Origin of the sequence: Enterobacter sp. UNJFSC 003 (assembly GCF_036903355.1) — a bacterium.
Lineage (GTDB): Bacteria > Pseudomonadota > Gammaproteobacteria > Enterobacterales > Enterobacteriaceae > Enterobacter.
The window spans coordinates 35,541-58,394 of sequence record NZ_JBAKHK010000013.1 but is presented as its reverse complement, the minus strand read 5'-3'; the positions used below and the strand labels follow the sequence as shown (position 1 = coordinate 58,394).

Here is a 22,854-nt window from a genome sequence, read left to right as displayed (position 1 = left end):
ATGGGTATTGATATTCATGCGCTGATTAACCCCCTGCTGGCGTTAGTCTTCCCCTTTTTTCGCATTCTGGCCTTTCTGCACTTTTGTCCGGTACTGGATAACCGCGCCTTTAGCCGACGGATTAAAACCGTGCTGGCCCTGACGCTGGCGGTCATCATCACGCCGATGCTGCCAGACAATGTGCTGCCAAGCGAACTGTTCTCCCTCCGTACCCTGATGCTCACGGGTGAACAACTGCTGTGGGGAATGCTGTTTGGTATGGCGATGCAGCTGGTCTTTGTGGCGCTGCAAACCGCCGGACACATTCTTTCGATGAATATGGGGCTGGGCATGGCAATGATGAACGACCCCGTGAACGGCAGTTCGACAACCGTTATTTCGCAAATGATCTACACCTTCTGCGGATTGCTGTTTTTTGTCATGGACGGGCATCTGCTGATAGTGACCATCCTCTACAAGGGCTTTGTCTGGTGGCCCATTGGGCAGGCAATCAATAAACCCACCCTGCTGCTCATTGCACAAAGTCTGGGCTGGATTATGTCTTCGGCAACGCTTATCGCCCTCCCGACCACCTTTGTGATGCTGATCGTGCAGGGCGGCTTTGGGCTGTTAAACCGCGTCTCCCCCACGCTGAATCTTTTCTCGCTGGGCTTCCCCATCAGCATGCTGTTTGGCCTGCTCTGCATCTCAATGATGATGACCAATATTCCCGATCACTATCTCAATCTGACCAATGAAATCCTGGCCAGGCTCGAAGCCGTGAGGAGCCGCTGATGGCCGCCGGTGGAGATAAAAGTGAAAAACCCACAGCGCAAAAGCTACGCAAAGCGCGTGAAAAGGGTGACTTGCCGCGTTCCAAAGATCTGACCATGGCCGTCGGCCTGCTGACATCGTTCATCACCATGGGGATCTTTTTCCCCTATTACAAACAGCTGGTCAGTGAGTCATTTACCGCCGTGGGGATGATGGCTGGGCGGCTCGACGACAGTGGAACACTGAGCCAGTTTTTGATGCTAAACGTGTGGGTGATTATTCGTTTTATTGCCACGCTGGCACCGATCCCGATCGCCTGCATCGCGGCAAGCCTGGTGCCCGGCGGCTGGATTTTTACCGTCTCAAAGCTCAAACCGGATTTTAAAAAACTGAGTCCCATCAGCGGCGTTAAGCGGATGTTTTCCAGTAACCATTACGTTGAGGTCGGCAAGATGATGCTCAAGTGCGGCATCATTCTTGCGGTCTTATACAGCATGGTGCACAGCTCGCTGGACTCGCTGCTTCATTTGCAACGCCTTAACCTGAACCAGGCGATTCACCAGGGCTTTGGCATCCTGCATCACGTGCTGGTCTACTTTATCGCCGTTATCGTCATTTTCGCCCTGCTCGACGTGCCGCTGACCAAATTCATGTTCACAAAAAAAATGCGCATGACCAAACAAGAGGTCAAAGAAGAGTACAAGAATAACGACGGTAACCCACAGATTAAGGGGCGTATTCGTCAACTGCAGCGCCAGATGGCGATGGGGCAAATCAGCCGCACCGTGCCCGATGCGGACGTGATTATTACCAACCCCACGCACTATGCGGTGGCGTTGAAATATGATCCCAATAAAGCCGAAGCGCCTTACATCGTGGCCAAAGGGATGGACGACATTGCCCTACACATCCGTGATGTGGCCCGCCACCATCAGATTGAAATCGTGGAGTTTCCGCCTCTGGCGCGCGCGGTTTATCACACCACCCGCGTGAATCAGCAGATCCCCGCCCAGCTTTTCCGTGCGATAGCGCATGTGCTGACCTATGTCATGCAGCTTAAATCCTGGCGCACTGGCCAGCTAGATCAAAAACCCCGCCTGAACAGGCAGATAACCATTCCAAAAGAGGTCTTAAAAGCCGATGGCGAACAGTAAGTTACAGCAGACGCTTGCCATACTCCGTAAAGGACACGTGGGCGTACCGATATTGCTCCTTAGCGTACTGGCTATGGTCATGCTGCCATTGTCACCGCTGATGCTTGATATCTTGTTTACCTTCAACATTGTGCTGGCAGTGGTAGTGTTGTTAGTCGCGGTGAATATGCAGCGCCCGCTGGATTTTGCCGTCTTCCCGACGCTTCTGCTGATCACCACGCTGATGCGCCTCACGCTGAACGTGGCCTCTACCCGCGTGGTGTTGTTGCACGGTCATGAAGGTGAAGGTGCCGCAGGTAAGGTCATTGAAGCATTCGGTCAGGTGGTGATTGGCGGCGATTTCGTCGTCGGGTTCGTGGTCTTTATCATTCTGATGATCATCAACTTTGTGGTGGTCACCAAAGGGGCAGAGCGTATTTCAGAGGTGTCCGCGCGCTTTACCCTTGATGCCCTACCGGGTAAACAGATGGCGATTGACGCGGATCTTAACGCCGGGCTGATTAATCAGAACCAGGCGAGAGACCGGCGTAAAGAGGTCACCAAAGAGGCCGATTTTTACGGTGCGATGGACGGGGCCTCCAAGTTTGTTCGCGGGGATGCTATCGCCGGGATCATGGTACTGATCATCAACGTCATCGGCGGGATCTGTATCGGTATCTTTAAATACGATCTCGACGCCAGCCATGCCTTTCAGCAGTATGTGCTGCTGACCATCGGTGATGGCCTGGCCGCACAAATTCCTTCTCTGTTGCTGGCAACCGCGGCGGCAATTATCGTCACGCGCGTGAGCGATGGTGATGATGTTAGCGACGAAATAAAAACGCAGCTGCTGGCTAAGCCGCAGGTACTGTATACCGCGTCATTCGTCATGTTTGTTCTGGCGATTGTTCCGGGCATGCCACACATTGCCTTCCTCTGCTTCACCGCGCTGCTGCTGTTTGCCGCCTGGCGACAGAGTAAGGTTGTAAAACCCGCGGAAGAGCAGACGGATTACGACGCCATCAATGATGCACTGGCAACGGAGACAACGCCCAGTATCAACTGGGAGAGCATTCCGCTGGTGGAGCCGATTGGCTTAAACCTTGGTTATAAGCTGGTCACGCTGATCGATGCGGCCAAAGGCAGCCCGCTTTCGCAGCGTATTCGAGGGGTACGTCAGGTCGTCTCCGAACAGTGCGGCGTGCTATTGCCTGAAATCCGAATACGTGAAAATTTCCGGCTCAAGCCCGCTCAGTATGCGATACATATCAACGGGATCAGAACTTCACTCGGCGAAGTCTACGCCGAAAAACTGATGGCCATTCCGGGAGCAGAACTCTACGGTGAGATCGATGGCGTGCTGGATACCGATCCAGCCTATGGTATGGCGATCGTCTGGATCGACCCAGAGCAAAAGGCTACCGCGCTGAATCTGGGTTATCAGGTGGTGGATTGCGCAAGCGTCGTTGCGACGCATGTGAATAAGATTGCCCGAGAAAACCTGCCTGAACTGTTTAATTACGACGATATTACGCATCTGCACGCCCGGCTGGCCTCACAAGCCCCAAAACTGGCTGAAGACCTGAGCAATGCGCTGAGTTACAGCCTCCTGCTGCGGATTTATCGCCAGCTTTTGCTGGAGCAGGTGTCGCTGAAAGATATTGTGACTATCGCCTCCACGCTGCTGGAAAGCTCGGCTGTGACCAAAGATCCTATCCTGCTGACTTCTGATGTGCGCTACGCGCTGCGCCGGGCGATTATCCACGCCATTAACGGCGATCGGTCTAAACTGTCGGCATATACCATTGATAACGCGCTTGAAAATATTCTTCTGGGCGCCCTGAATCAAGCTCAGCAAGCGGGGAAAGTGGCGCTCGACAGTTTTGCCGTCGATCCCAACATCCTGACCCAGCTGCAAAATACCATGCCCGTCATTCAGGAGCAGATGAAGGCGAAGGGCATGCCACCGTTGCTGCTGGTCACGCCGCAGCTACGGCCGCTGATTTCACGCTATGGTCGGCTATTTGCCAGCAACCTGCATGTGCTGTCATATAACGAAGTGCCAGACGACTGTGATTTAACCATTGTGGGAACGCTGGCGTAATGCCAGCGTCATTAATTATCTAAAAAGCGTAGTTTCCATGCGACCAGCGTACGCGGCATTTTCCGCTGGTCGCCACCGTCGGTGCTGTAATAGTGCAATTCCAGACCGCGACCTTTGGCTGGTGAAATTCTGCCCGCCCAGATCTCACCCTTCGGCGTATACATGATAATCGCTGTTCTGCTGTTCGCCGCGCCTTGTACCCACATAGAAATAACGCGAGCGCCAATATTATCGATATCGTTCTGGTAAATGTAGACGTTCGCACTGTTGACGAAACCCTGGTAATCATCACCCACCAGGCTACGGAATTTTTCATCCATAGCGGCATCGGTAAATATGCCCAATGAGAGAAGCGAAGCTTTAGGACGTGGATCGCTTTCGGACAGTTTATACGCTCCGTCCAGGAATACGCCTGCGGGCATGGATAATCGACAGCCCCAATCTGAATTACTGTAGACCTGCAGCAAACCATCTTTTTTGGGGATCAACAGCAGCTTGCAGTTGCTGGTTTCGGCGACTTTATCCACAACAAGCATGCCGTAAAATCTGCGCGCTTCGGCGCTAAATTCATCCTTATTCAACCCGGCCCAGGCGCGTATATCCAGGGTCGCACTCCACCGGGCGTTACGGCTGAACTGAATAACCCCACCGCTCATATTGGGGGCCAGCATGTTCCACCACTTTCCTTCCCATTTAAAATCACGGTTGGTATCAGACAGATCGCTGATGCCCGCGTAATATGCGCGTTCAATGCAGGAATCGGAGGTGCATTTCTCCAGCAGCTTTTCCCAATCGTCGTATATTTTATTGCTGCCTTCCACCCCCTCGTGCTGAAGCGCCTGATGATAGACAACTGAAAGCGTGCTATCGAGCCAATGTAGGTTGTCATTATTACAGATGGTGTTTTCCAGAGGCGTAACCGCCCGCTGGCAATTCACCGCAAGGGCACTGCCGCTGAAAAATAACATGAGAAAAAACAGGGTGCTCAAAATGCGACGCATCATTTTATTTAACTTTATCCAAAAGGACGGCTGGGGTGGCGAATGATACCATTCATTATAATACAAACGCTAAACAATGCTTATTGTGGTAAATAATGAAAAGAAATTGTTAACTTGTGTTGATATTACATCTCGATAAACGCTGGCGTATAGGCAATACAAATATCCAAAGAATGATATTTCAGCTTCGCTGTCTATCCATGAATTTAATGTTAAAAGAATATGACCTAAAAAACGTAATTAATATCATTTACCTGACAGGAAATATAACTTCCTCGCCCACCCAGAAAGAAAACGTCCTTGTGTCCTTTTGGCGTCAACGTTTTTCAAGATAAAAAAAAGCCCCAATAGGGGCTTTTTTAAGCTCGGGCAACATACCTTAGAACGGAATGTCGTCGTCGAAATCCATCGGTGGTTCGTTAGACGGAGCGGGAGCAGACTGCTGCTGCGGGCGAGACTGCGCGCCGCCGCTGAACTGGTTGCCGCCCTGCGGCTGCTGAGGCTGACCCCAACCGCCCTGCTGCTGGTTCTGGCCACCGCCTGCTGGAGCACCGCCGCCCTGACGGCCACCCAGCATTTGCATGGTGCCGCCAACGTTTACGACCACTTCAGTGGTGTATTTCTCAGCGCCGGCCTGATCGGTCCATTTGCGGGTACGCAGTTGGCCTTCGATATAAACCTGAGAACCTTTACGCAGGTATTCACCCGCTACTTCCGCCAGTTTCCCAAACAGCACAACGCGGTGCCATTCGGTCTGCTCTTTCATCTCACCGGTCGCTTTATCACGCCAGGATTCGGAAGTAGCCAGCGTAATGTTGGCAACTGCGCCACCACTCGGCATGTAGCGTACTTCCGGGTCCTGGCCCAGATTACCGACGAGAATCACCTTGTTTACGCCTCTGCTGGCCATGTTCGTGTCTCCTGAATACGTTTCTTAATAGTGTAAACGCGCGAGTGTACCATTTCCATGCTGCATGTTGATAGCTGCGAGATAGATTCCAGAGTTCTCGTGCGAACTCAACATTGTTACACAGAGAATCAGAAAATGCATTCCAATACTGTATATTCAAACAGGTCATTTTGTGTCATAATTAGCCGTTTCTGACAGCCGGTTGTCCTTCAAACAAACCAGGCAATCCGTGTTCCAACCGGGAAAGGTGAATGGATAAGATCGAAGTTCGGGGCGCCCGCACCCATAATCTCAAGAATATCAACCTCATAATCCCTCGCGACAAACTGATTGTCGTGACCGGGCTTTCGGGGTCTGGCAAATCCTCACTGGCTTTCGACACTTTGTATGCCGAAGGACAGCGTCGTTACGTTGAATCACTCTCCGCGTACGCGCGTCAGTTCCTGTCGCTGATGGAAAAACCGGATGTCGACCACATTGAAGGGTTGTCCCCTGCTATCTCTATTGAGCAGAAGTCCACCTCGCACAACCCGCGTTCAACGGTCGGTACGATCACCGAAATTCATGACTATCTGCGTCTGCTGTATGCCCGCGTGGGCGAACCGCGCTGCCCGGACCACGACGTTCCTTTGGCGGCGCAAACCGTCAGCCAGATGGTGGATAACGTGCTGGCACAGCCGGAAGGCAAACGCCTGATGCTGCTTGCGCCCATCATTAAAGAGCGCAAGGGCGAGCACACGAAAACACTAGAGAACCTGGCAAGTCAGGGGTATATCCGCGCCCGTATTGACGGCGAAGTGTGTGACCTGTCAGATCCGCCGAAGCTGGAGCTGCAGAAGAAGCACACCATCGAAGTGGTCATTGACCGCTTTAAGGTGCGCGAAGATCTGGCAACGCGTCTGGCCGAATCTTTTGAAACCGCGCTGGAACTCTCTGGCGGTACTGCTGTGGTCTCCGATATGGACGACCCAAAAGCGGAAGAGCTGCTCTTCTCCGCCAACTTTGCCTGCCCAATTTGCGGCTACAGCATGCGCGAGCTGGAGCCACGCCTGTTCTCGTTCAACAACCCGGCGGGCGCATGCCCGACGTGTGACGGCCTGGGCGTGCAGCAGTATTTCGATCCGGATCGTGTGATCCAGAATCCGGACCTGTCCCTGGCGGGCGGTGCGATCCGCGGCTGGGATAAGCGTAACTTTTACTACTTCCAGATGCTTAAATCGCTGGCAGAGCACTATAAGTTTGACGTGGAAGCTCCGTGGGCCAGCCTGAGCCCGAACGTGCACAAAGTGATCCTGTTCGGCTCTGGCAAAGAGAACATCGAGTTCAAGTACATGAACGATCGCGGCGATACCTCCGTGCGTCGCCACCCGTTTGAAGGGGTGCTGCACAATATGGAGCGCCGCTACAAAGAGACCGAATCCAGCGCGGTTCGTGAAGAGCTGGCGAAATTCATCAGCAACCGCTCCTGCACGACCTGTGAGGGCACGCGTCTGCGTCGCGAGGCACGTCACGTGTTTGTCGAAAACACCGCGCTGCCGACCATCTCAGACATGAGTATCGGTCACGCGATGGACTTCTTCAATAACCTGAAGCTCTCCGGCCAGCGCGCGCAAATTGCAGAAAAAGTGTTGAAAGAGATCGGCGATCGCCTGAAATTCCTGGTGAACGTTGGCCTGAACTACCTGACGCTTTCCCGCTCTGCAGAAACGCTCTCCGGCGGCGAAGCCCAGCGTATCCGTCTGGCCAGCCAGATTGGTGCGGGCCTGGTGGGTGTGATGTACGTGCTGGATGAGCCGTCCATCGGCCTGCATCAGCGCGACAACGAACGCCTGCTCGGCACGCTTGTCCATCTTCGCAACCTTGGCAACACTGTGATCGTGGTTGAGCATGACGAAGACGCCATTCGCGCCGCAGACCACGTGATCGATATTGGTCCGGGGGCGGGCGTGCACGGCGGCCAGGTAGTCGCAGAAGGCACCCTGAAAGACATCATGGCGGTGCCAGAGTCGCTGACCGGCCAGTTCATGAGCGGCAAGCGCAAGATTGAAGTACCAAAACAGCGCGTGGCGGCGGATCCGGAAAAAGTGTTGAAGCTTACGGGCGCGCGCGGCAATAACCTCAAAGACGTGACCCTGACGCTGCCGGTTGGCCTGTTTACCTGTATTACCGGCGTATCCGGTTCCGGTAAATCGACGCTGATCAACGATACGCTGTTCCCGATTGCGCAGACGGCGCTGAATGGCGCAACGCTTGCCGAACCCGCACCGTACCGTGATGTTCAGGGGCTGGAGCACTTCGACAAGGTTATCGACATCGATCAGAGCCCGATTGGTCGTACACCGCGCTCCAACCCGGCGACCTACACCGGCGTCTTTACGCCTGTACGTGAACTGTTTGCCGGCGTACCGGAATCGCGTTCACGCGGCTATACCCCAGGGCGTTTCAGCTTTAACGTTCGCGGCGGCCGCTGTGAGGCCTGTCAGGGCGACGGTGTGATCAAGGTTGAGATGCACTTCCTGCCGGATATCTACGTGCCGTGCGACCAGTGCAAAGGCAAGCGCTATAACCGCGAAACGCTGGAGATTAAGTACAAAGGCAAAACCATCCACGAAGTGCTGGATATGACCATCGAAGAGGCGCGCGAATTCTTTGACGCCGTTCCTGCGCTGGCGCGCAAGCTGCAAACGCTGATGGACGTAGGTTTAACCTATATTCGTCTGGGGCAGTCTGCGACAACGCTGTCCGGCGGTGAAGCGCAGCGCGTGAAGCTGGCGCGTGAACTGTCTAAACGCGGCACCGGCCAGACGCTGTATATTCTGGATGAGCCGACCACCGGCCTGCACTTTGCCGATATCCAGCAGCTGCTGGAGGTTCTGCATCAGCTTCGCGATCAGGGCAACACCATCGTGGTTATCGAACACAATCTGGACGTGATTAAAACCGCGGACTGGATTGTCGATCTCGGCCCAGAAGGCGGCAGCGGCGGCGGTGAAATCCTCGTCTCCGGTACGCCAGAGACCGTTGCAGAGTGCGAAGCCTCGCACACTGCACGCTTCCTCAAACCGTTGCTGTAATTATCACACGGAGAGCTGCTGTCGGGTCGTTTCCGGCAGTAGCTCAACCGCCTGCTGATAAGAGGCATCTACCAGATAGTAAATCTGCGAGCCTGGGATAGAGCCATCGAGATAGACGGTGCTCCAGTGCGCTTTATTGAGATGTTTGCTCGGCCTTACATCATCATGCTGCTGGCGCAATAAATCGGCCAGTTCCGGACTGGTTTTCAGCGCTGCCGCCGGGCGGCCCTCCACCTCTTTCACCATCGCAAACAGCACGTCACCGACCTTAATCTGCGTCGCTTTCCAGTCGCTGTGAACGCTCTGCTCCGCGCCAGGCTTGCTCATACAGTATTGAAGTATCTCCGAAATTGTCATCTTTATTCCCCTTGTAGCGTGGCGATAATTTTACGCGAACCACCGTGAATGCGATGCTCTCCCAGCCAGATCCCCTGCCATGTACCCAGCAATACCCGCCCATTGTGTACCGGCAGCATCAGCGATACGCCCAGCAGAGAAGATTTGATGTGCGAAGGCATGTCATCGTCGCCCTCATAATCATGCTCGTAAGGTGCGTTGTCCGGGACGGCCTTCAGAAAATGGTGCTCCATGTCAGACCGGACGGTGGGATCGCAATTTTCATTAAGCGTGAGAGAGGCCGACGTGTGCTGAAGAAGCAGATGCAGTAAACCCATTTTGACCCGCGACAGGTCGCGAATCTGCCCGATGACTTCATCCGTCACCAGGTGAAATCCGCGTGGTTTAGCGCTTAAGGTCAGGGTTTGTTGATACCACATGTGCTGCTCCGTATTGAAAGATGAATCTTTCTAAGTGTGCAGCAAGAAGACGAAAGGTAAAACCCGCAGCAGCGAGATTTGATTAAAAAATCATCACCCCCGCTGCCTGGTGCTTAATACTCCGAGCTGACGATCACCTCTTCGCCAAACTTTCCGGCCATTGGGAGCGGTCGGTACGTCGAGTTAGAGGCACGCAGTACCCTTATCCCTCTGGCCCCTACGTCATGCGCGGCGGTGATGTCGTTATCTGAATCGCCGTAGAATACTTTGATCTTTTTCTTTTCCAGCCACTGGGTTTTGGTGTTTTGCCCTTCTTTATCACCCGCAAAAATTACCGGATTCATGCTCGATGCCGGGATCAGGAAATCATCCTGCAGCGTCTTAGAGACGGTTTCGGTTTTGGTCTGACTGCGTCCGGTAACGAAGTAAATGCTGTCGCCGCGCTTCACGTGCATGGCGATAAGCGCGCGGGCCACCTCTTTCGGGATGCTGAATTCGTCCCAGCCGTTATTCATTTTTTCCCAGAATTCCGGGTTCTTCAGATACGCTTCGCTGTCCGGTGAGTACGTTTTCTTGCCGCGCCAGAAGCCCGGGCTGGAGAACAGAACGGTATCGTCAATGTCGAAGCCCACGGCCATTGGCGGGCGGCCCATCAGGCTGTTTTCGATTTGGGCCACGGAAACCCAGTGAATGGGTGCCTGCTCGGCAAGAATCGCGGCGGTGGTGCCGGTGTAAAGCGGCGTCGGGGCGGAAGCACGCGCGACGACAGCACTGTTAAGCGAGAACAATAAGCAGGCGGCGCTGAGCGCCAGTGTGATCTTGCGCATATTTTCCCCTGAATATTCAGTTTGTTATCATTTTATTTTGAGCGAATGGTCAAAAAAACTCTCCGACCATAACCCCAGCGGAAGATGAAGGGAAGGAGTTTTTACTTATGAGGCTGAATAAAAAGAAGAAGATCACAAAGTACCGGGCAACGTTTTTGTGCGGCATGATGCCCTCTCCCACCGGGAGAGGGATGGTAAGTGAGCACTTACATTACTGCAGCAAACGCCTGCGCCACGCGATGAACGTTACCGGAATTCAGGCCCGCCACGCACATACGTCCGCTGGCAATCAGGTAGACGCCGAACTCTTCACGCAGGCGATCGACCTGAGCAGCGCTTAGGCCGGTATAGCTAAACATGCCGCGCTGTTTAAGCAGATAGTCGAAGTTGTGTCCCGGTACGGCCTCTTTCAGCACGTTAACCAGCTCCTGACGCATGGACAGGATGCGTTTACGCATGGCCTCCACTTCCGCAAGCCAGTTCGCTTTCAGCTGTTCGTCACCAAGCACCGTCGCCACCACCTGCGCACCAAATGCGGGAGGGCTGGAGTAGATACGACGTACCGTAGCTTTAAGCTGGCCCAGCACGCGGCTAGCTGCTTCAGCGTCTTCGCATACTACGGACAGGCCGCCAACACGCTCGCCGTACAGGGAGAAGATTTTAGAGAAGGAATTGCTGACCAAAGCAGGCAGACCGGCGCTGGCAATCGCGCGAATGGCGTAGGCATCTTCTTCCATACCCGCTCCAAAGCCCTGATACGCGATATCGAGGAACGGGATCAGATTACGCGCTTTCAGCACCTCGATCACCGCATCCCACTGAGTATTCGTGAGGTCCGCCCCGGTTGGGTTATGGCAGCACGGGTGCAGCAGAACAATGCTGCGATCCGGCAGGGTGTTCAGTTTTTCCAGCAGCGCATCCACGCGCACGCCGTTGGTTTCGCTGTCGAACCACGGATAGGTCGACACCTTAAAGCCTGCCCCTTCAAAAATTGCCACGTGGTTTTCCCACGTTGGGTCGCTGACCCACACGCCGGAATCCGGGAAGTATTTTTTCAGGAAGTCTGCGCCTACTTTCAGCGCGCCCGAGCCGCCCAGCGTCTGGATAGTCGCCACGCGTTTTTGCGCAAGTACCGCATGATCGGCACCGAACAGCAGCGGCGCAATGGTATTGCGGTAGGTAGTTAACCCTTCCATCGGCAGATAGAGAGAGGCGCCTTGCGGGGTAGCATTGAGACGTGCTTCAGCCTCAGCAACGGCCTGCAGCTGAGGAATAAAACCGTCATGGTTGTAATACAGACCAATGCTCAGGTTCACTTTGTCGCTGCGAGGATCTTCTTTGAAACGCTCCATTAAGGAGAGAATAGGGTCGCCGGCATAGGCGTCAACTTTCTGAAACACGCGATGAATCTCCGGAATTCGATGAGGCAGGATTTTCAACAATAAACCGGAAGTGGGAGAAGATCGAGAGGATGTTAATAAAGTTGAAGTGAGGTGAATGACCTCACTTCATTGGCGGTTCAATCTATGTACTTCATCGCCACCCGTGACGTCAGGCGTGTGATAAGTTCGTAAGCACTCACTTTCGTAATTTCAGCAATACGTTCAACAGGCAAACCCTCGCCCCACATCACCACATCGTCGCCGGGCTTATCCTGGGCTTCAGGTCCCAGATCGACGCAAATCATGTCCATCGCCACACGGCCCACAATCTTCACCTCGCGACCGTTGACCAGCACCGGCGTGCCGGACGGTGCAGCGCGTGGATAACCGTCTCCATAGCCCATCGCCACCACGCCCAGGCGCGTGTCGCGTTCACTGGTCCAGGTACCGCCGTAGCCCACAGGCTCGCCGGCTTTGTGCTCGCGCACGGCAATCAGGTTAGAGACCAGCGACATCACCGGCTGGAAGCCAAAATCCGGCCCCCAGGGTTTGTTCTCCAGCGGCGATACGCCGTAGAGAATAATGCCCGGGCGCGCCCAGTCGAAGTGCGACTGCGGCCACAGCAGAATGCCACCGGATGCCGCGATAGAGCGCATCCCCGGCTTACCTTCACAAAACGTGTTGAAGATATCGAGCTGCTGCTCGGTCGCACCGCACTCGGGCTCATCAGCACGGGCAAAGTGGCTGACGACATTCACCGGCTGACGCACGTTTTTGCACTGGCACAGCCGCTGATAAAATGCCTCAGCGTTTTCCGGGCGTACGCCAAGACGGTGCATACCGGTGTCGAGTTTCATCCAGACGGTGACCGGCTCGCTCAGCTCGCTGGTTTCGAGTGCAGAAAGCTGTTCTTCGTTATGTATCGCCGTGTGCAGACGCTGGTCGGCTATGGTCGGCAGGTCTGTAGCTTCAAAGAAACCTTCAAGGAGCAGAATCGGCTGGGTGATCCCGCCTGCGCGCAGGCGGAGAGCCTCTTCGAGACGGGCGACGCCAAAGGCGTCGGCATCGGGGAGCGTTCGCGCGGTCTCAAGAAGACCGTGTCCGTAAGCGTTCGCTTTCACGACTGCAACGAGCTTACTGGCAGGCGCCAGTTCACGCAGACGTTGCAGGTTGTGTCGCAGAGCGCGGCGGTTAATAACAACAGTTGCCGCTTGCATGTTAAATCCTTATTCGTCGTCGTACTGCGGTCCCGCATAGTTATCAAAGCGCGACCATTGTCCGTTAAAGGTCAGACGTACCGTGCCGATGGGGCCGTTACGTTGCTTACCAATAATAATTTCGGCGATCCCTTTCAGGTCGCTGTTCTCGTGATAAACCTCGTCACGGTAGATGAACATGATTAAGTCGGCATCCTGCTCGATGGAGCCAGATTCACGCAGGTCGGAGTTGACCGGCCGCTTGTCGGCACGTTGTTCCAGGGAGCGGTTAAGCTGGGAGAGCGCCACCACCGGCACCTGCAGCTCTTTGGCTAACGCCTTAAGCGAGCGCGAAATTTCTGCGATCTCAAGCGTACGGTTGTCGGAGAGCGACGGCACGCGCATCAGCTGAAGGTAGTCGATCATGATAAGGCCGATACCGCCGTGCTCACGGGCAATACGGCGAGCACGGGAACGGACCTCTGTCGGCGTCAGGCCGGAAGAGTCATCAATATAGATGTTCCGTTTTTCCAGCAGAATACCCATGGTCCCGGAAATGCGCGCCCAGTCCTCATCGTCGAGCTGCCCGGTACGAATGCGGGTCTGATCGACACGGGAAAGCGATGCCAGAGAACGCATCATGATCTGCTCTGATGGCATCTCAAGACTAAAGATGAGTACCGGTTTATCCTGCAACATCGCCGCGTTTTCAACGAGGTTCATCGCAAATGTCGTTTTACCCATTGACGGACGCGCCGCGACGATAATCAAATCCGACGGCTGTAGGCCCGCGGTTTTCTTGTTCAGGTCGTCATAGCCGGTGTTCACGCCCGTCACGCCGTCGTGCGGCTGCTGGAACAGCTGTTCGATACGCGCGACGGTCGCGTCGAGCACGTCGGCAATATTCTTTGGCCCTTCGTCCTTATTAGCGCGGCTTTCGGCGATTTTAAAGACGCGGGATTCGGCAAGGTCGAGCAGATCTTCACTGGTGCGACCCTGCGGGTCAAAACCGGCCTCGGCGATTTCGTTTGCTACCGAGATCATCTCACGGACAACGGCACGTTCGCGCACGATATCGGCATAAGCGCTAATGTTCGCTGCACTTGGCGTGTTTTTCGAAAGCTCTGCCAGGTAAGCGAACCCGCCAACGCTGTCCAGCTGGCCCAGACGCTCCAGCGATTCCGCGAGCGTAATCAGGTCAATAGGGCTGCCCGACTCCTGCAGGCGCGCCATTTCAGTGAAGATGTGGCGGTGCGGGCGGGTATAGAAATCTTCGGAGACGACGCGCTCGGCGACGTCGTCCCAGCGTTCGTTATCCAGCATTAAACCGCCCAACACCGACTGCTCCGCTTCAATCGAGTGCGGCGGGACTTTTAACCCGGCGACCTGGAAATCACGCTCGCGAGGTTCAGTCTGTTTGTTGAAGGGTTTGTTTCCTGCCATAGTGAATGGAGTTACCGAGATAAAGAGTGGGTCGAAAGATTACCATATTTTTCTTACGGAGGGAGCATGGCAACGCGCATTGAATTCCAGAAACATGGTGGACCAGACGTGCTGAAAGCGGTGGAATTTACCCCCGCAGCACCCGGTGAAAATGAAGTGCAGGTTGAAAACAAAGCGATTGGCATTAACTACATTGACACCTACATCCGTGGCGGCCTCTATCCGCCTCCGTCAATGCCGAGCGGTCTGGGAACCGAAGCGGCGGGTGTGGTCATCAAAGTGGGCAGCGCCGTTAAGCACATTAAAGAAGGTGACCGCGTAGTGTATGCGCAATCGGCGCTGGGGGCTTACAGCTCCGTTCACAACGTGCCTGCGGACAAAGCCGCGCTTCTGCCTAACGCCATTTCCTATGAGCAAGCTGCTGCATCATTCCTGAAAGGACTGACCGTCTATTATCTGCTGCGCAAAACCTATGAAATTAAACCCGACGAGCAGTTCCTTTTTCATGCCGCCGCGGGTGGCGTGGGGCTGATTGCCTGCCAGTGGGCGAAAGCCCTGGGTGCAAAACTTATCGGCACCGTAGGCAGTGCGCAGAAAGCCCAGCGTGCGACGCAGGCCGGGGCATGGCAGGTCATCAACTACCGTGAAGAGAGTATTGTTGAGCGGCTGAAAGAGATTACCGGCGGTAAAAAAGTGCGCGTAGTGTATGACTCAGTGGGTAAAGATACCTGGGAAGCCTCGCTGGACTGCCTGCAGCGTCGCGGCCTGATGGTGAGCTTCGGGAACGCGTCAGGCGCAGTGACCGGCGTTAACCTTGGCATTTTGAACCAGAAGGGTTCGCTGTACGTCACTCGCCCTTCCCTCCAGGGCTACATTACCCATCGGGAAGAGCTGGAGGAAGCCAGCAATGAGCTGTTCTCGCTGATCGCCAGCGGCGTGATTAAAGTGGATGTGGCGGACGGGCAGAAATACGCGCTTGCCGATGCGCAGCGGGCGCATGAGGTGCTGGAGAGTCGGGCGACACAGGGGTCAAGTCTGTTAATTCCCTGACGCCTGAAAAGAAATTGGGCTTCCCGTGGGAAGCCCTTTCTTTTTTTAGTTCGGCTGTATGTAGGGTACAGCTCGATGAATTCTTTAGCGGCAGTCATAGTGACAGATTCGATAAGTAAATCCTATTCTGTTCTAAGCGATGCCGCCGGAAAAGTTGCAGGTATGTGACGAACCCCTCAATACCTTAGTAACGAAAGCGGTTATTGCGCTGATAACTGGGCACTTTTGGCGATTTAATCGCCCGTATGACCCACACTACAGCAATGGCCAACAGCAGCCACGGCAAGAGTTTTATCGTCAGGGCAAATAACCCGCCGATGAACATCACCGCTGTCGCCACAACAAGCGCAGCCAGAATGCCGAGCAGCGAAACCCCCGTCACCATTAACATCACAAAAAAGCCAATTACAAAAAGAAGTTCCAGCATGGTGCTCTCCCACGAGTTCCCGAATGATATGGCAATCATTACAAGAATCATGCCAAACGTAACCGATTGTTCTAAAACAAAAAAGCCCCGCAATGTTTTGCGAGGCGTGGTGAATTTGACGATCTTTTAGCGAAATTTATCGCTTATCTGCCACCAGGCGCAGTGCCTGTTCTAAAACGTCGATATCGGCACCGGCTTTATGTGCATTCTCACTCAGGTAGCGGCGCCACTGACGCGCGCCGGGGATGCCCTGGAACAGGCCGAGCATATGCCGAGTGATATGACCAAGATAAGTGCCGTTACTCAGCTCACGCTCAATATACGGGTACATAGCACGCACCACCGCAACCGGATCGGTATCGGTGCCTTCAATGCCAAAGATTTCCCGGTCGACCGTCGTCAGAATGCCAGGATTTTGGTAGGCCTCGCGCCCTACCATGACGCCATCCATATGGGCCAGATGCGTTTTGGCTTCTTCCAGCGACTTAATGCCGCCGTTAATCGACATTGTCAGGTGCGGGAAATCACGCTTGAGCTGATACACGCGCGGGTAGTCCAGCGGTGGGATCTCACGGTTCTCTTTTGGGCTGAGGCCAGAAAGCCAGGCTTTACGCGCGTGGATAATAAACATCTCGCACTCGCCTTTTCCCGCCACCGTATTAATGAAGTCACACAGGAATTCGTAGCTGTCCTGGTCGTCGATACCGATACGGGTTTTAACCGTCACCGGAATGGAGACCACATCGCGCATCGCCTTGATGCAATCCGCCACCAGCTGCGCGTTCCCCATCAGACACGCGCCGAACATGCCGTTTTGCACGCGGTCAGAAGGGCAGCCAACGTTCAGGTTGATCTCGTCGTAGCCACGTTCTTCAGCCAGCTTTGCACAGTGCGCCAGCGCGGCCGGATCGCTCCCGCCAAGCTGCAGAGCCACCGGATGCTCTTCTTCGCTGAACGCCAGATAGTCACCTTTACCGTGGATAATCGCGCCGGTCGTCACCATTTCGGTGTACAGCAACGTATGGCGGGAGAGCTGTCGCAGGAAGTAGCGGCAGTGTCTGTCCGTCCAGTCGAGCATGGGCGCAATGGAGAAACGGTGTGCAGGAAAAGCGGTCTGGTGTTCTGACGACATGGCGAAGTTTTAAGCATCTGGTTGAAAAGGGGCGCTACTATAGCACAAAGAAAAGCCGGAGGCGCAGCGCCTCCGGTGCACCTTAGAACGTCATGCTCAGCTGAGCCCCTGCGCCCCAGGTTTCATCTTCGCCGTACAGGCCCATCAGGTCGATATGAACTGCGTTAAACGGCGCAAAGCCGACACCACCGGTAAAGACATTGCTGTCATTACCTTTCACATCGGCGCGATAGCCAGCGCGCACGGCAAGCCAGCTCAGCGGTGTAACCTCGGCACCCACGCCAACATACTGTGAGGTATCTTCGCTCTTGAAGCCTTTCGTTTCCGTCAGATCGCCATCGGCGGTCAGCGTCACGAGATCGTTATGCCATGCGGCACCCGCAGTCACCAGCGGACGGATCTGGTAGGTGTCTTTATAACTCACCACCTCTCCCGTACGCCCGTTACGGATACGAATATCTTTCGTGTCGATATCGCGTGACATCAGGTTTTGTCCACTCACGCCCACCGTCCAGTGTTCACCGAAGTCGGCGGCAATACCGGCATCAACGTTGAAGCCAGTGTCGTCGGTACGATAGCGACTGTCATTCCACTTATTGCTGTCGTAATCGTAGATGGACGTGGTGTAATTGTAGACCCAGGTTTTTTGCAGTTTTGGCGTAACGCCTACAGAAACCGGCACGCCACCTAACTCAAACTGACGCGCAACGGCGATACCGTAGTCGGACACAATCGCAGCGCGGCCTGATGCCGTAGAGTTAAGATTTTTAGTGATTTGGTCGCTACCGTTCAGCGCAGCATCCAGCGCGACGCCTGCCGCCACCGCATCGCTATTCTGAATGCCACGGAGATAATCAATATCTTGTTGATCGATAGACGAGCTGACTCGCCCGTGCGCATAGCCTTTTGCCATAAAGGCCACTGACAGAACATCGTTAGGAATGCTGACGGCTATACCGGCACCTGCCGTCGCACGTGCGGTTTTACCTTTGAGAAAATCCAGCTCATCGGCAAGATCTTTCGCCGCACCCTGGAACTGATTAATTGAGCCTAACGGGTTGGTAATAATGTCGATAGGGGTAAGACTATCAACCACATCCTTGTAGTGATTGATCTTGTCGTTGATGGTATCAATCTCGTCCTGAAGATTGTCTTCATCAGTAACCTGCACGCCGACGGAAGGTAAAACGACCGTAACATCATCGTCCGGCTTTGCCTTTGCCAACAGTGCCGGGTTAATTAACGCTCCACTTCCGTAACTGCCTGCCGCTACGCCAGTGCCACCCATTGCGTCGCTACGCGACTCTGTCCAGGTATTGGCTGCTCCCGCCTGATTTGCCATAAAAAGGGAGACAGCAATGCTAACCACCGAAAATTTAAAATGTTTTTTCACAGTATGCTCGTCATATCGTTTGTTATGAAATAACCCCCGTCTGTTATCCCCCAGACGGGAACGAACTATTGCTGTGAATAAGTACAAAAAGACCCGCTATTTCCTTAAGTTAAATCACGCTAAGGCCTGTTGTAATATGTGACGGCCCTCAATATTTATAGAAGAGGAAATTATTTTCGCCCAGGTTTTCCATCGTGAGGACCAAAAAACTGGGGAGGATGGTCAACCCAGCGATCCTCTCGCGTAGCGGCATAGACTGGATTCAGTGGATAGTAGATGCGGTTGTGCTTTTTATTCGCCTCTCCCACGACCAGCAGGCGGACCTCTTCATCGGTATTGTTAATGAAGGTATGGCAGACACCCGTTCCGGCGGGAAATCCTACGCTGTCACCGGGTTCCAGCTTCCACAGATAGCCATTAATCCAGGCTTCAGGGTAGCCTTCCAGCACGTAGATAAACTCTTCTTCATCGCTTTCCGCATGGGGATAAGAGGTGCGACGCCCCGGCGGCAACCGCTCATGATGAATGCCAATGCGTCCCAGGCCCAGCTTGCGCGCCAGCGGCGCACCGATGGAAAACAGTTCATCGCTGTCGGGATAGGTTGAATCATCGGCGCCTTCTATGTCACGCCAGTGTCGAATGCAGTCAGGTCTTTTCATGGTGAATTTCCCGGATGGAGATGCGTCAGGTATAGCACAGGCTGGCGGATCTCGGTGTTTTTAGCAGAACATGATAAAGTGAGGGTTTTCCACCCTATAACATCCGAGGTGCTAAATGGATAAGTCCACAAAAGAGCTGTTGGCGCAGGCAGAAAAGCTGTGCGCACAACGCAATGTGCGCCTGACTCCGCAGCGCCTTGAAGTCTTGCGTCTGATGAGCCTGCAGCAGGGTGCCATAAGTGCCTACGATCTGCTTGACCTGCTGCGAGAAACCGAGCCACAGGCAAAGCCACCTACGGTGTACCGCGCATTGGACTTCTTGCTGGAACAGGGTTTTTTACACAAGGTTGAATCGACAAACAGCTACGTGTTGTGCCATCTGTTCGATCAGCCGACCCACACTTCGGCCATGTTTATTTGCGATCGCTGCGGCGTTGTGAAAGAAGAGCGTGCAGAAGGCGTAGAAGATATTATGCATACGCTGGCAGCCAAAATGGGCTTTGCCCTGCGTCATAATGTGATTGAAGCGCACGGGCTATGTTCAGCGTGCGTAGAGGTGGAGTCCTGTAGCCATCAGGACGCGTGTCAACACGACCACTCTATCGTCGTAAAGAAAAAGCCTCGCTAACACTCAATAATATCAGGCAAAAGAAAAGGCGGCTCATGGCCGCCCTCGGGGGTATTACATGATTACCAACGGTAATCGTTACGGGTTTCCCAGTCTTTCACTTCGGTTTCCGCTTTATCTTTCTCGTAACCGTAGCGTTCCTGAATTTTCCCGACGAGCTGATCGCGTTTACCTTCAATGACCGTCATATCGTCATCCGTCAGCTTACCCCACTGTTCTTTCGCTTTACCTTTGAATTGCTTCCAGTTGCCGCCGATTTCGTCTTTATTCATCATCGTGTCCTCATGTTAAGCGTCGTGTTGTAACGTCCGTCACGTTCATTTCTGCTGGACGTGATAATAATTGTAGATAAGGATGCGGCGATTGTTTTCATATTCGGAATCTTTAACCGTCACGATATATCGTGACCGGAGGGAAACCAGGTATTGTTGCGCCAGTGACGGTGCCAGATAAATGCCAGCGACAGGCCGCGCAAGGAGAGGAATACCGCCAGCGCCAGCCATAAACCGTGATTGCCGAGATACGGAAGCGTCAGCAGCGTCAACGCGAAACCGGCGGCGGCAACCGCCATACTGTTGCGCATCTCCGCCCCGCGCGTCGCGCCAATGAACATGCCATCCAGCAGATAACACCACACACCCACGACGGGTAAAATCACCTGCCAGATAAGATAATGGCTCGCCAGTTCACGAATCTCGGAAAGAGACGTAAGCAATCCAACGATCTGCCCGCCAAACAAGGCGTAAATCAACGCAAACGCCAATGCCACTAGCCCCGACTGACGGCAGGCAGCGCGCCATACCTCACGGAGCTGGCCGCTTTCGCGCGCGCCATACGCCTGCCCGGAATGGGCCTCGACGGCATAGGCAAAGCCATCCAGCGCGTAGGCGGTAAAGGTCAGCAGCGTCATCAGTACCGCATTCACCGCCACAATCTCTGGCCCAAGACGTGCGCCAAATACCGTCAGCGCCCCAAAGCAAAGCTGCAGTAAAAGCGAGCGCAGCATGATGTCGCGGTTAAGCGCCAACAGTTTGCGGATATTCCCGCGCCACGCGGATTTCAGCAGCGCAAGAGAGATACCGCGCATGGCCAATACCCGCCAGACCATCCATAACCCGATGATAAACGTGCCGTATTCCGCAATTACCGTTGCCAGCGCCGCGCCCCGCACGTTCATGTGCAGCCCCATCACCAGCCAGAGATCGAGCACAATGTTGAGGAGATTTCCCACGACCAGCAGAATGACGGGCGCGCGAGCATACTGCACGCCCAATAGCCAGCCCAGCAAAACCAGGTTCGCCAGCGATGCGGGTGCGCTAAGCCAGCGAATTTCCAGGAAGCGCCTTGCCTGCTCGAGCACGGCCTCGCTGCCACCCACAATATGGAGTGCCAAATCAATCAAGGGAGTGCGGAACAGAACGATTAAAGCCCCTGCGCCGAGCGCCAGGATTAGCGGCTGAACCAGCGCGCGCACCAGTCGAAGAGGATCTTTCGCACCATAGGCCTGTGCCGTAAGCCCCGTGGTGCTCATCCGTAAAAAGAGCAGGAGCATAAAGAGGAAGCTGGTTGCCGTTGCACCAATCGCGACGCCGCCCAGATAAACGGGGGAATCCAGATGACCAATTACCGCCGTGTCCACCAACCCCAATAGCGGTACGGTGATATTGGAAAAAATCATCGGCAGTGCGAGACGCCACAATGCCTTATCGGAAGTCGTCAGCAGTGACATGAAAGATACCGGGCGCGGAAAATGAAGCAGGCCGCGGAGGTTCCGCAGCCTGTCAGGAAGAGATTACAGCCATTCGCCGTTGCGGATGACGCCCACCGCCAGACCTTCGATAGAGAAGTTCTGCTCGCGCAAGTCCACAACAATGGGGGTGAACTCGTTGTTTTCCGGCAGAAGCTGGACAGTGTTGCCTTGTTTTTTCAAACGCTTAACGGTGACTTCATCATCTATGCGCGCCACCACAACCTGGCCGTTACGCACATCCTGCGTTTTGTGAACCGCAAGCAAATCACCATCAAGAATGCCGATGTCTTTCATAGACATACCGCTGACGCGCAGTAAGAAATCAGCGCTCGGTTTGAACATGCCTGGATCGACCTGATAGTGACCTTCAATGTGCTGTTGCGCCAGTAAAGGTTCACCAGCAGCGACACGGCCAATCAGAGGAATGCCCGTCTCTTCTTCAACCAGCAAACGAATACCACGTGACGCACCGGATACAATCTCAATCACGCCTTTTCGCGCCAGCGCTTTGAGGTGTTCTTCAGCAGCATTGGGTGAACGGAAGCCCAGACGCTGCGCGATTTCCGCCCGCGTGGGTGGCATCCCCGTCTGGCTGATGTGATCCCGGATGAGATCAAACACCTCTTGCTGCCTGGTCGTTAACGCTTTCATTCCGCCCCCTGGGTGTATATACAGTTATGCTGTGAGTATATACAGTCAAAGGCGATTTTGGAATCAAAAACTGCACAAAAAACCAGGGACTTAATTATTCCTCGAGGCTTATCGGAAATGTGACCAAAGCAACGTGACCCAGGTAATAACTGCCGTGATAATCGCCAACAACACGGCTGCGGAGCCCATGTCTTTTGCCCGACCCGAGAGTTCATGGAAGTCAGACCCAATTCGGTCCACGACGGCCTCAATAGCGCTATTGAGAATTTCCACTATCATCACCAGAAGTACAGAGCCGATAAGAAGTACGCGCGTAATCGCATCAACATCAAGGAAACAGGCGATGATAACCGCGACGATAGCGGCGACGCCTTCTTGTCGGAAAGCAGCTTCATTGACCCACGCGGCACGGAAACCTTTCCATGAATAACCAGCAGCTTTGATGATTCGGGTTAACCCAGTGGTATTATTGGCCATTAAAAGAACCTTTTATAGAAAATAGCGTCAGTAACTATAGTCGCGAAGCATTACGCAGCGGTCTGAAGTATGACGGGTAACAACAGAA

General features: G+C 54.2%; 22 protein-coding genes and 1 pseudogene. 6 read left to right on the top strand and 17 right to left on the bottom strand.

Annotation, left to right across the window (positions count from 1 at the left end):
• Genes fliR through V5P19_RS20265 form a run of 3 tightly spaced genes read left to right on the top strand, consistent with a single transcriptional unit; the run spans position 1 to position 3,990 of the window.
• Positions 1-774, top strand: a complete 774-nt coding sequence (gene fliR, locus V5P19_RS20275; protein ID WP_334406880.1) for a flagellar biosynthetic protein FliR — start codon at positions 1-3, stop codon at positions 772-774.
• The gene (flhB, locus tag V5P19_RS20270; RefSeq protein WP_334406984.1) at positions 771-1,907 is read left to right on the top strand and encodes a flagellar biosynthesis protein FlhB; all 1,137 of its coding nucleotides are present in this window, start codon (positions 771-773) and stop codon (positions 1,905-1,907) included. Before fliR ends, flhB begins: the two co-directional genes overlap by 4 nt.
• Positions 1,894-3,990 (top strand): flagellar biosynthesis protein FlhA, encoded by a 2,097-nt coding sequence (locus V5P19_RS20265; RefSeq protein ID WP_334406878.1) that lies wholly within the window; start codon positions 1,894-1,896, stop codon positions 3,988-3,990. The genes flhB and V5P19_RS20265 overlap by 14 nt, the downstream gene beginning before the upstream one ends.
• A gap of 11 nt (positions 3,991-4,001) precedes the next feature.
• On the opposite strand, the gene V5P19_RS20260 is transcribed toward V5P19_RS20265, so the two are convergent.
• Together V5P19_RS20260 and ssb1 are read right to left on the bottom strand one after the other, a co-directional pair.
• Entirely contained in the window at positions 4,002-4,994 is a 993-nt protein-coding gene (locus tag V5P19_RS20260) for a hypothetical protein (protein WP_334406875.1), read from the bottom strand.
• 376 nt (positions 4,995-5,370) lie between these two features.
• Positions 5,371-5,901 (bottom strand): single-stranded DNA-binding protein SSB1, encoded by a 531-nt coding sequence (gene ssb1, locus V5P19_RS20255; RefSeq protein WP_119937912.1) that lies wholly within the window; start codon positions 5,899-5,901, stop codon positions 5,371-5,373.
• A gap of 251 nt (positions 5,902-6,152) precedes the next feature.
• Between ssb1 and uvrA the strand changes: the two genes are divergently transcribed.
• Positions 6,153-8,975, top strand: a complete 2,823-nt coding sequence (gene uvrA / locus V5P19_RS20250; RefSeq protein WP_334406870.1) for an excinuclease ABC subunit UvrA — start codon at positions 6,153-6,155, stop codon at positions 8,973-8,975.
• 3 nt (positions 8,976-8,978) lie between these two features.
• On the opposite strand, the gene V5P19_RS20245 is transcribed toward uvrA, so the two are convergent.
• The 6 genes from V5P19_RS20245 to dnaB form a co-directional block, all read right to left on the bottom strand.
• Complete coding sequence (locus V5P19_RS20245; protein ID WP_334406868.1) at positions 8,979-9,332, bottom strand: MmcQ/YjbR family DNA-binding protein; 354 nt, start codon at positions 9,330-9,332, stop codon at positions 8,979-8,981.
• 2 nt (positions 9,333-9,334) lie between these two features.
• A complete protein-coding gene (locus V5P19_RS20240; protein WP_334406866.1) occupies positions 9,335-9,751 on the bottom strand; it encodes a secondary thiamine-phosphate synthase enzyme YjbQ in 417 nt (138 codons plus the stop codon).
• A gap of 113 nt (positions 9,752-9,864) precedes the next feature.
• Positions 9,865-10,578, bottom strand: a complete 714-nt coding sequence (aphA, locus tag V5P19_RS20235) for an acid phosphatase AphA (RefSeq protein WP_334406863.1) — start codon at positions 10,576-10,578, stop codon at positions 9,865-9,867.
• A 206-nt stretch (positions 10,579-10,784) separates the two neighbouring features.
• Complete coding sequence (tyrB, locus tag V5P19_RS20230) at positions 10,785-11,978, bottom strand: aromatic amino acid transaminase (protein ID WP_334406861.1); 1,194 nt, start codon at positions 11,976-11,978, stop codon at positions 10,785-10,787.
• A gap of 119 nt (positions 11,979-12,097) precedes the next feature.
• Entirely contained in the window at positions 12,098-13,177 is a 1,080-nt protein-coding gene (gene alr, locus V5P19_RS20225; RefSeq protein WP_334406859.1) for an alanine racemase, read from the bottom strand.
• Between the two features lie 9 nt (positions 13,178-13,186).
• The gene (dnaB, locus tag V5P19_RS20220) at positions 13,187-14,599 is read right to left on the bottom strand and encodes a replicative DNA helicase (protein WP_334406857.1); all 1,413 of its coding nucleotides are present in this window, start codon (positions 14,597-14,599) and stop codon (positions 13,187-13,189) included.
• Between the two features lie 66 nt (positions 14,600-14,665).
• On the opposite strand from dnaB, the gene V5P19_RS20215 reads away from it, so the two are divergent.
• Positions 14,666-15,649, top strand: coding sequence for a quinone oxidoreductase (locus V5P19_RS20215; protein ID WP_334406855.1), 984 nt, complete (start codon positions 14,666-14,668; stop codon positions 15,647-15,649).
• A 184-nt stretch (positions 15,650-15,833) separates the two neighbouring features.
• On the opposite strand, the gene pspG is transcribed toward V5P19_RS20215, so the two are convergent.
• The 4 genes from pspG to V5P19_RS20195 all read right to left on the bottom strand — a co-directional run bounded on the left by pspG (position 15,834) and on the right by V5P19_RS20195 (position 19,260).
• Entirely contained in the window at positions 15,834-16,076 is a 243-nt protein-coding gene (pspG, locus tag V5P19_RS20210; RefSeq protein WP_334406854.1) for an envelope stress response protein PspG, read from the bottom strand.
• Between the two features lie 136 nt (positions 16,077-16,212).
• Positions 16,213-17,208 carry a tRNA dihydrouridine(20/20a) synthase DusA gene (dusA, locus tag V5P19_RS20205; protein WP_334406852.1) on the bottom strand — a complete coding sequence of 332 codons (996 nt, stop codon included), beginning with the start codon at positions 17,206-17,208 and terminating at the stop codon, positions 16,213-16,215.
• Positions 17,209-17,290: 82 nt separating this feature from the next.
• Positions 17,291-18,601, bottom strand: coding sequence for a conjugal transfer protein TraF (gene traF / locus V5P19_RS20200; RefSeq protein ID WP_334406850.1), 1,311 nt, complete (start codon positions 18,599-18,601; stop codon positions 17,291-17,293).
• A 170-nt stretch (positions 18,602-18,771) separates the two neighbouring features.
• A complete protein-coding gene (locus V5P19_RS20195; protein WP_334406848.1) occupies positions 18,772-19,260 on the bottom strand; it encodes a cupin domain-containing protein in 489 nt (162 codons plus the stop codon).
• A gap of 115 nt (positions 19,261-19,375) precedes the next feature.
• Between V5P19_RS20195 and zur the strand changes: the two genes are divergently transcribed.
• The gene (gene zur / locus V5P19_RS20190) at positions 19,376-19,888 is read left to right on the top strand and encodes a zinc uptake transcriptional repressor Zur (protein WP_334406846.1); all 513 of its coding nucleotides are present in this window, start codon (positions 19,376-19,378) and stop codon (positions 19,886-19,888) included.
• 62 nt (positions 19,889-19,950) lie between these two features.
• Here the strand turns inward: zur and V5P19_RS20185 are convergent, their stop codons facing one another.
• The 5 genes and pseudogenes from V5P19_RS20185 to V5P19_RS20165 form a co-directional block, all read right to left on the bottom strand.
• On the bottom strand, positions 19,951-20,160 hold the full coding sequence (locus tag V5P19_RS20185; RefSeq protein ID WP_112012120.1) for a CsbD family protein: 210 nt from the start codon (positions 20,158-20,160) through the stop codon (positions 19,951-19,953).
• Positions 20,161-20,208: 48 nt separating this feature from the next.
• A pseudogene (locus V5P19_RS20180) lies at positions 20,209-20,283 on the bottom strand (hypothetical protein); the annotation flags it as partial.
• Entirely contained in the window at positions 20,280-21,617 is a 1,338-nt protein-coding gene (gene dinF, locus V5P19_RS20175; RefSeq protein ID WP_334406844.1) for an MATE family efflux transporter DinF, read from the bottom strand. The pseudogene V5P19_RS20180 and the gene dinF, both read right to left, overlap by 4 nt.
• Before the next feature lie 63 nt (positions 21,618-21,680).
• Positions 21,681-22,289, bottom strand: a complete 609-nt coding sequence (gene lexA / locus V5P19_RS20170; RefSeq protein WP_334406843.1) for a transcriptional repressor LexA — start codon at positions 22,287-22,289, stop codon at positions 21,681-21,683.
• A 108-nt stretch (positions 22,290-22,397) separates the two neighbouring features.
• Positions 22,398-22,766, bottom strand: a complete 369-nt coding sequence (locus V5P19_RS20165; protein WP_013095052.1) for a diacylglycerol kinase — start codon at positions 22,764-22,766, stop codon at positions 22,398-22,400.
• Between the last annotated feature and the right edge of the window lie 88 nt (positions 22,767-22,854).

Bases quoted from the DNA above. Each gene is read 5' to 3' on its own strand.
- fliR (WP_334406880.1), top strand. From the start codon at position 1: ATGGGTATTGATATTCATGCGCTGATTAACCCCCTGCTGGCGTTAGTC.
- V5P19_RS20265 (WP_334406878.1), top strand. From the start codon at position 1,894: ATGGCGAACAGTAAGTTACAGCAGACGCTTGCCATACTCCGTAAAGGA.
- V5P19_RS20260 (WP_334406875.1), bottom strand. From the start codon at position 4,994: ATGATGCGTCGCATTTTGAGCACCCTGTTTTTTCTCATGTTATTTTTC.
- ssb1 (WP_119937912.1), bottom strand. From the start codon at position 5,901: ATGGCCAGCAGAGGCGTAAACAAGGTGATTCTCGTCGGTAATCTGGGC.
- uvrA (WP_334406870.1), top strand. From the start codon at position 6,153: ATGGATAAGATCGAAGTTCGGGGCGCCCGCACCCATAATCTCAAGAAT.
- V5P19_RS20245 (WP_334406868.1), bottom strand. From the start codon at position 9,332: ATGACAATTTCGGAGATACTTCAATACTGTATGAGCAAGCCTGGCGCG.
- V5P19_RS20240 (WP_334406866.1), bottom strand. From the start codon at position 9,751: ATGTGGTATCAACAAACCCTGACCTTAAGCGCTAAACCACGCGGATTT.
- aphA (WP_334406863.1), bottom strand. From the start codon at position 10,578: ATGCGCAAGATCACACTGGCGCTCAGCGCCGCCTGCTTATTGTTCTCG.
- alr (WP_334406859.1), bottom strand. From the start codon at position 13,177: ATGCAAGCGGCAACTGTTGTTATTAACCGCCGCGCTCTGCGACACAAC.
- dnaB (WP_334406857.1), bottom strand. From the start codon at position 14,599: ATGGCAGGAAACAAACCCTTCAACAAACAGACTGAACCTCGCGAGCGT.
- V5P19_RS20215 (WP_334406855.1), top strand. From the start codon at position 14,666: ATGGCAACGCGCATTGAATTCCAGAAACATGGTGGACCAGACGTGCTG.
- pspG (WP_334406854.1), bottom strand. From the start codon at position 16,076: ATGCTGGAACTTCTTTTTGTAATTGGCTTTTTTGTGATGTTAATGGTG.
- dusA (WP_334406852.1), bottom strand. From the start codon at position 17,208: ATGTCGTCAGAACACCAGACCGCTTTTCCTGCACACCGTTTCTCCATT.
- V5P19_RS20195 (WP_334406848.1), bottom strand. From the start codon at position 19,260: ATGAAAAGACCTGACTGCATTCGACACTGGCGTGACATAGAAGGCGCC.
- zur (WP_334406846.1), top strand. From the start codon at position 19,376: ATGGATAAGTCCACAAAAGAGCTGTTGGCGCAGGCAGAAAAGCTGTGC.
- V5P19_RS20185 (WP_112012120.1), bottom strand. From the start codon at position 20,160: ATGAATAAAGACGAAATCGGCGGCAACTGGAAGCAATTCAAAGGTAAA.
- dinF (WP_334406844.1), bottom strand. From the start codon at position 21,617: ATGTCACTGCTGACGACTTCCGATAAGGCATTGTGGCGTCTCGCACTG.
- lexA (WP_334406843.1), bottom strand. From the start codon at position 22,289: ATGAAAGCGTTAACGACCAGGCAGCAAGAGGTGTTTGATCTCATCCGG.
- V5P19_RS20165 (WP_013095052.1), bottom strand. From the start codon at position 22,766: ATGGCCAATAATACCACTGGGTTAACCCGAATCATCAAAGCTGCTGGT.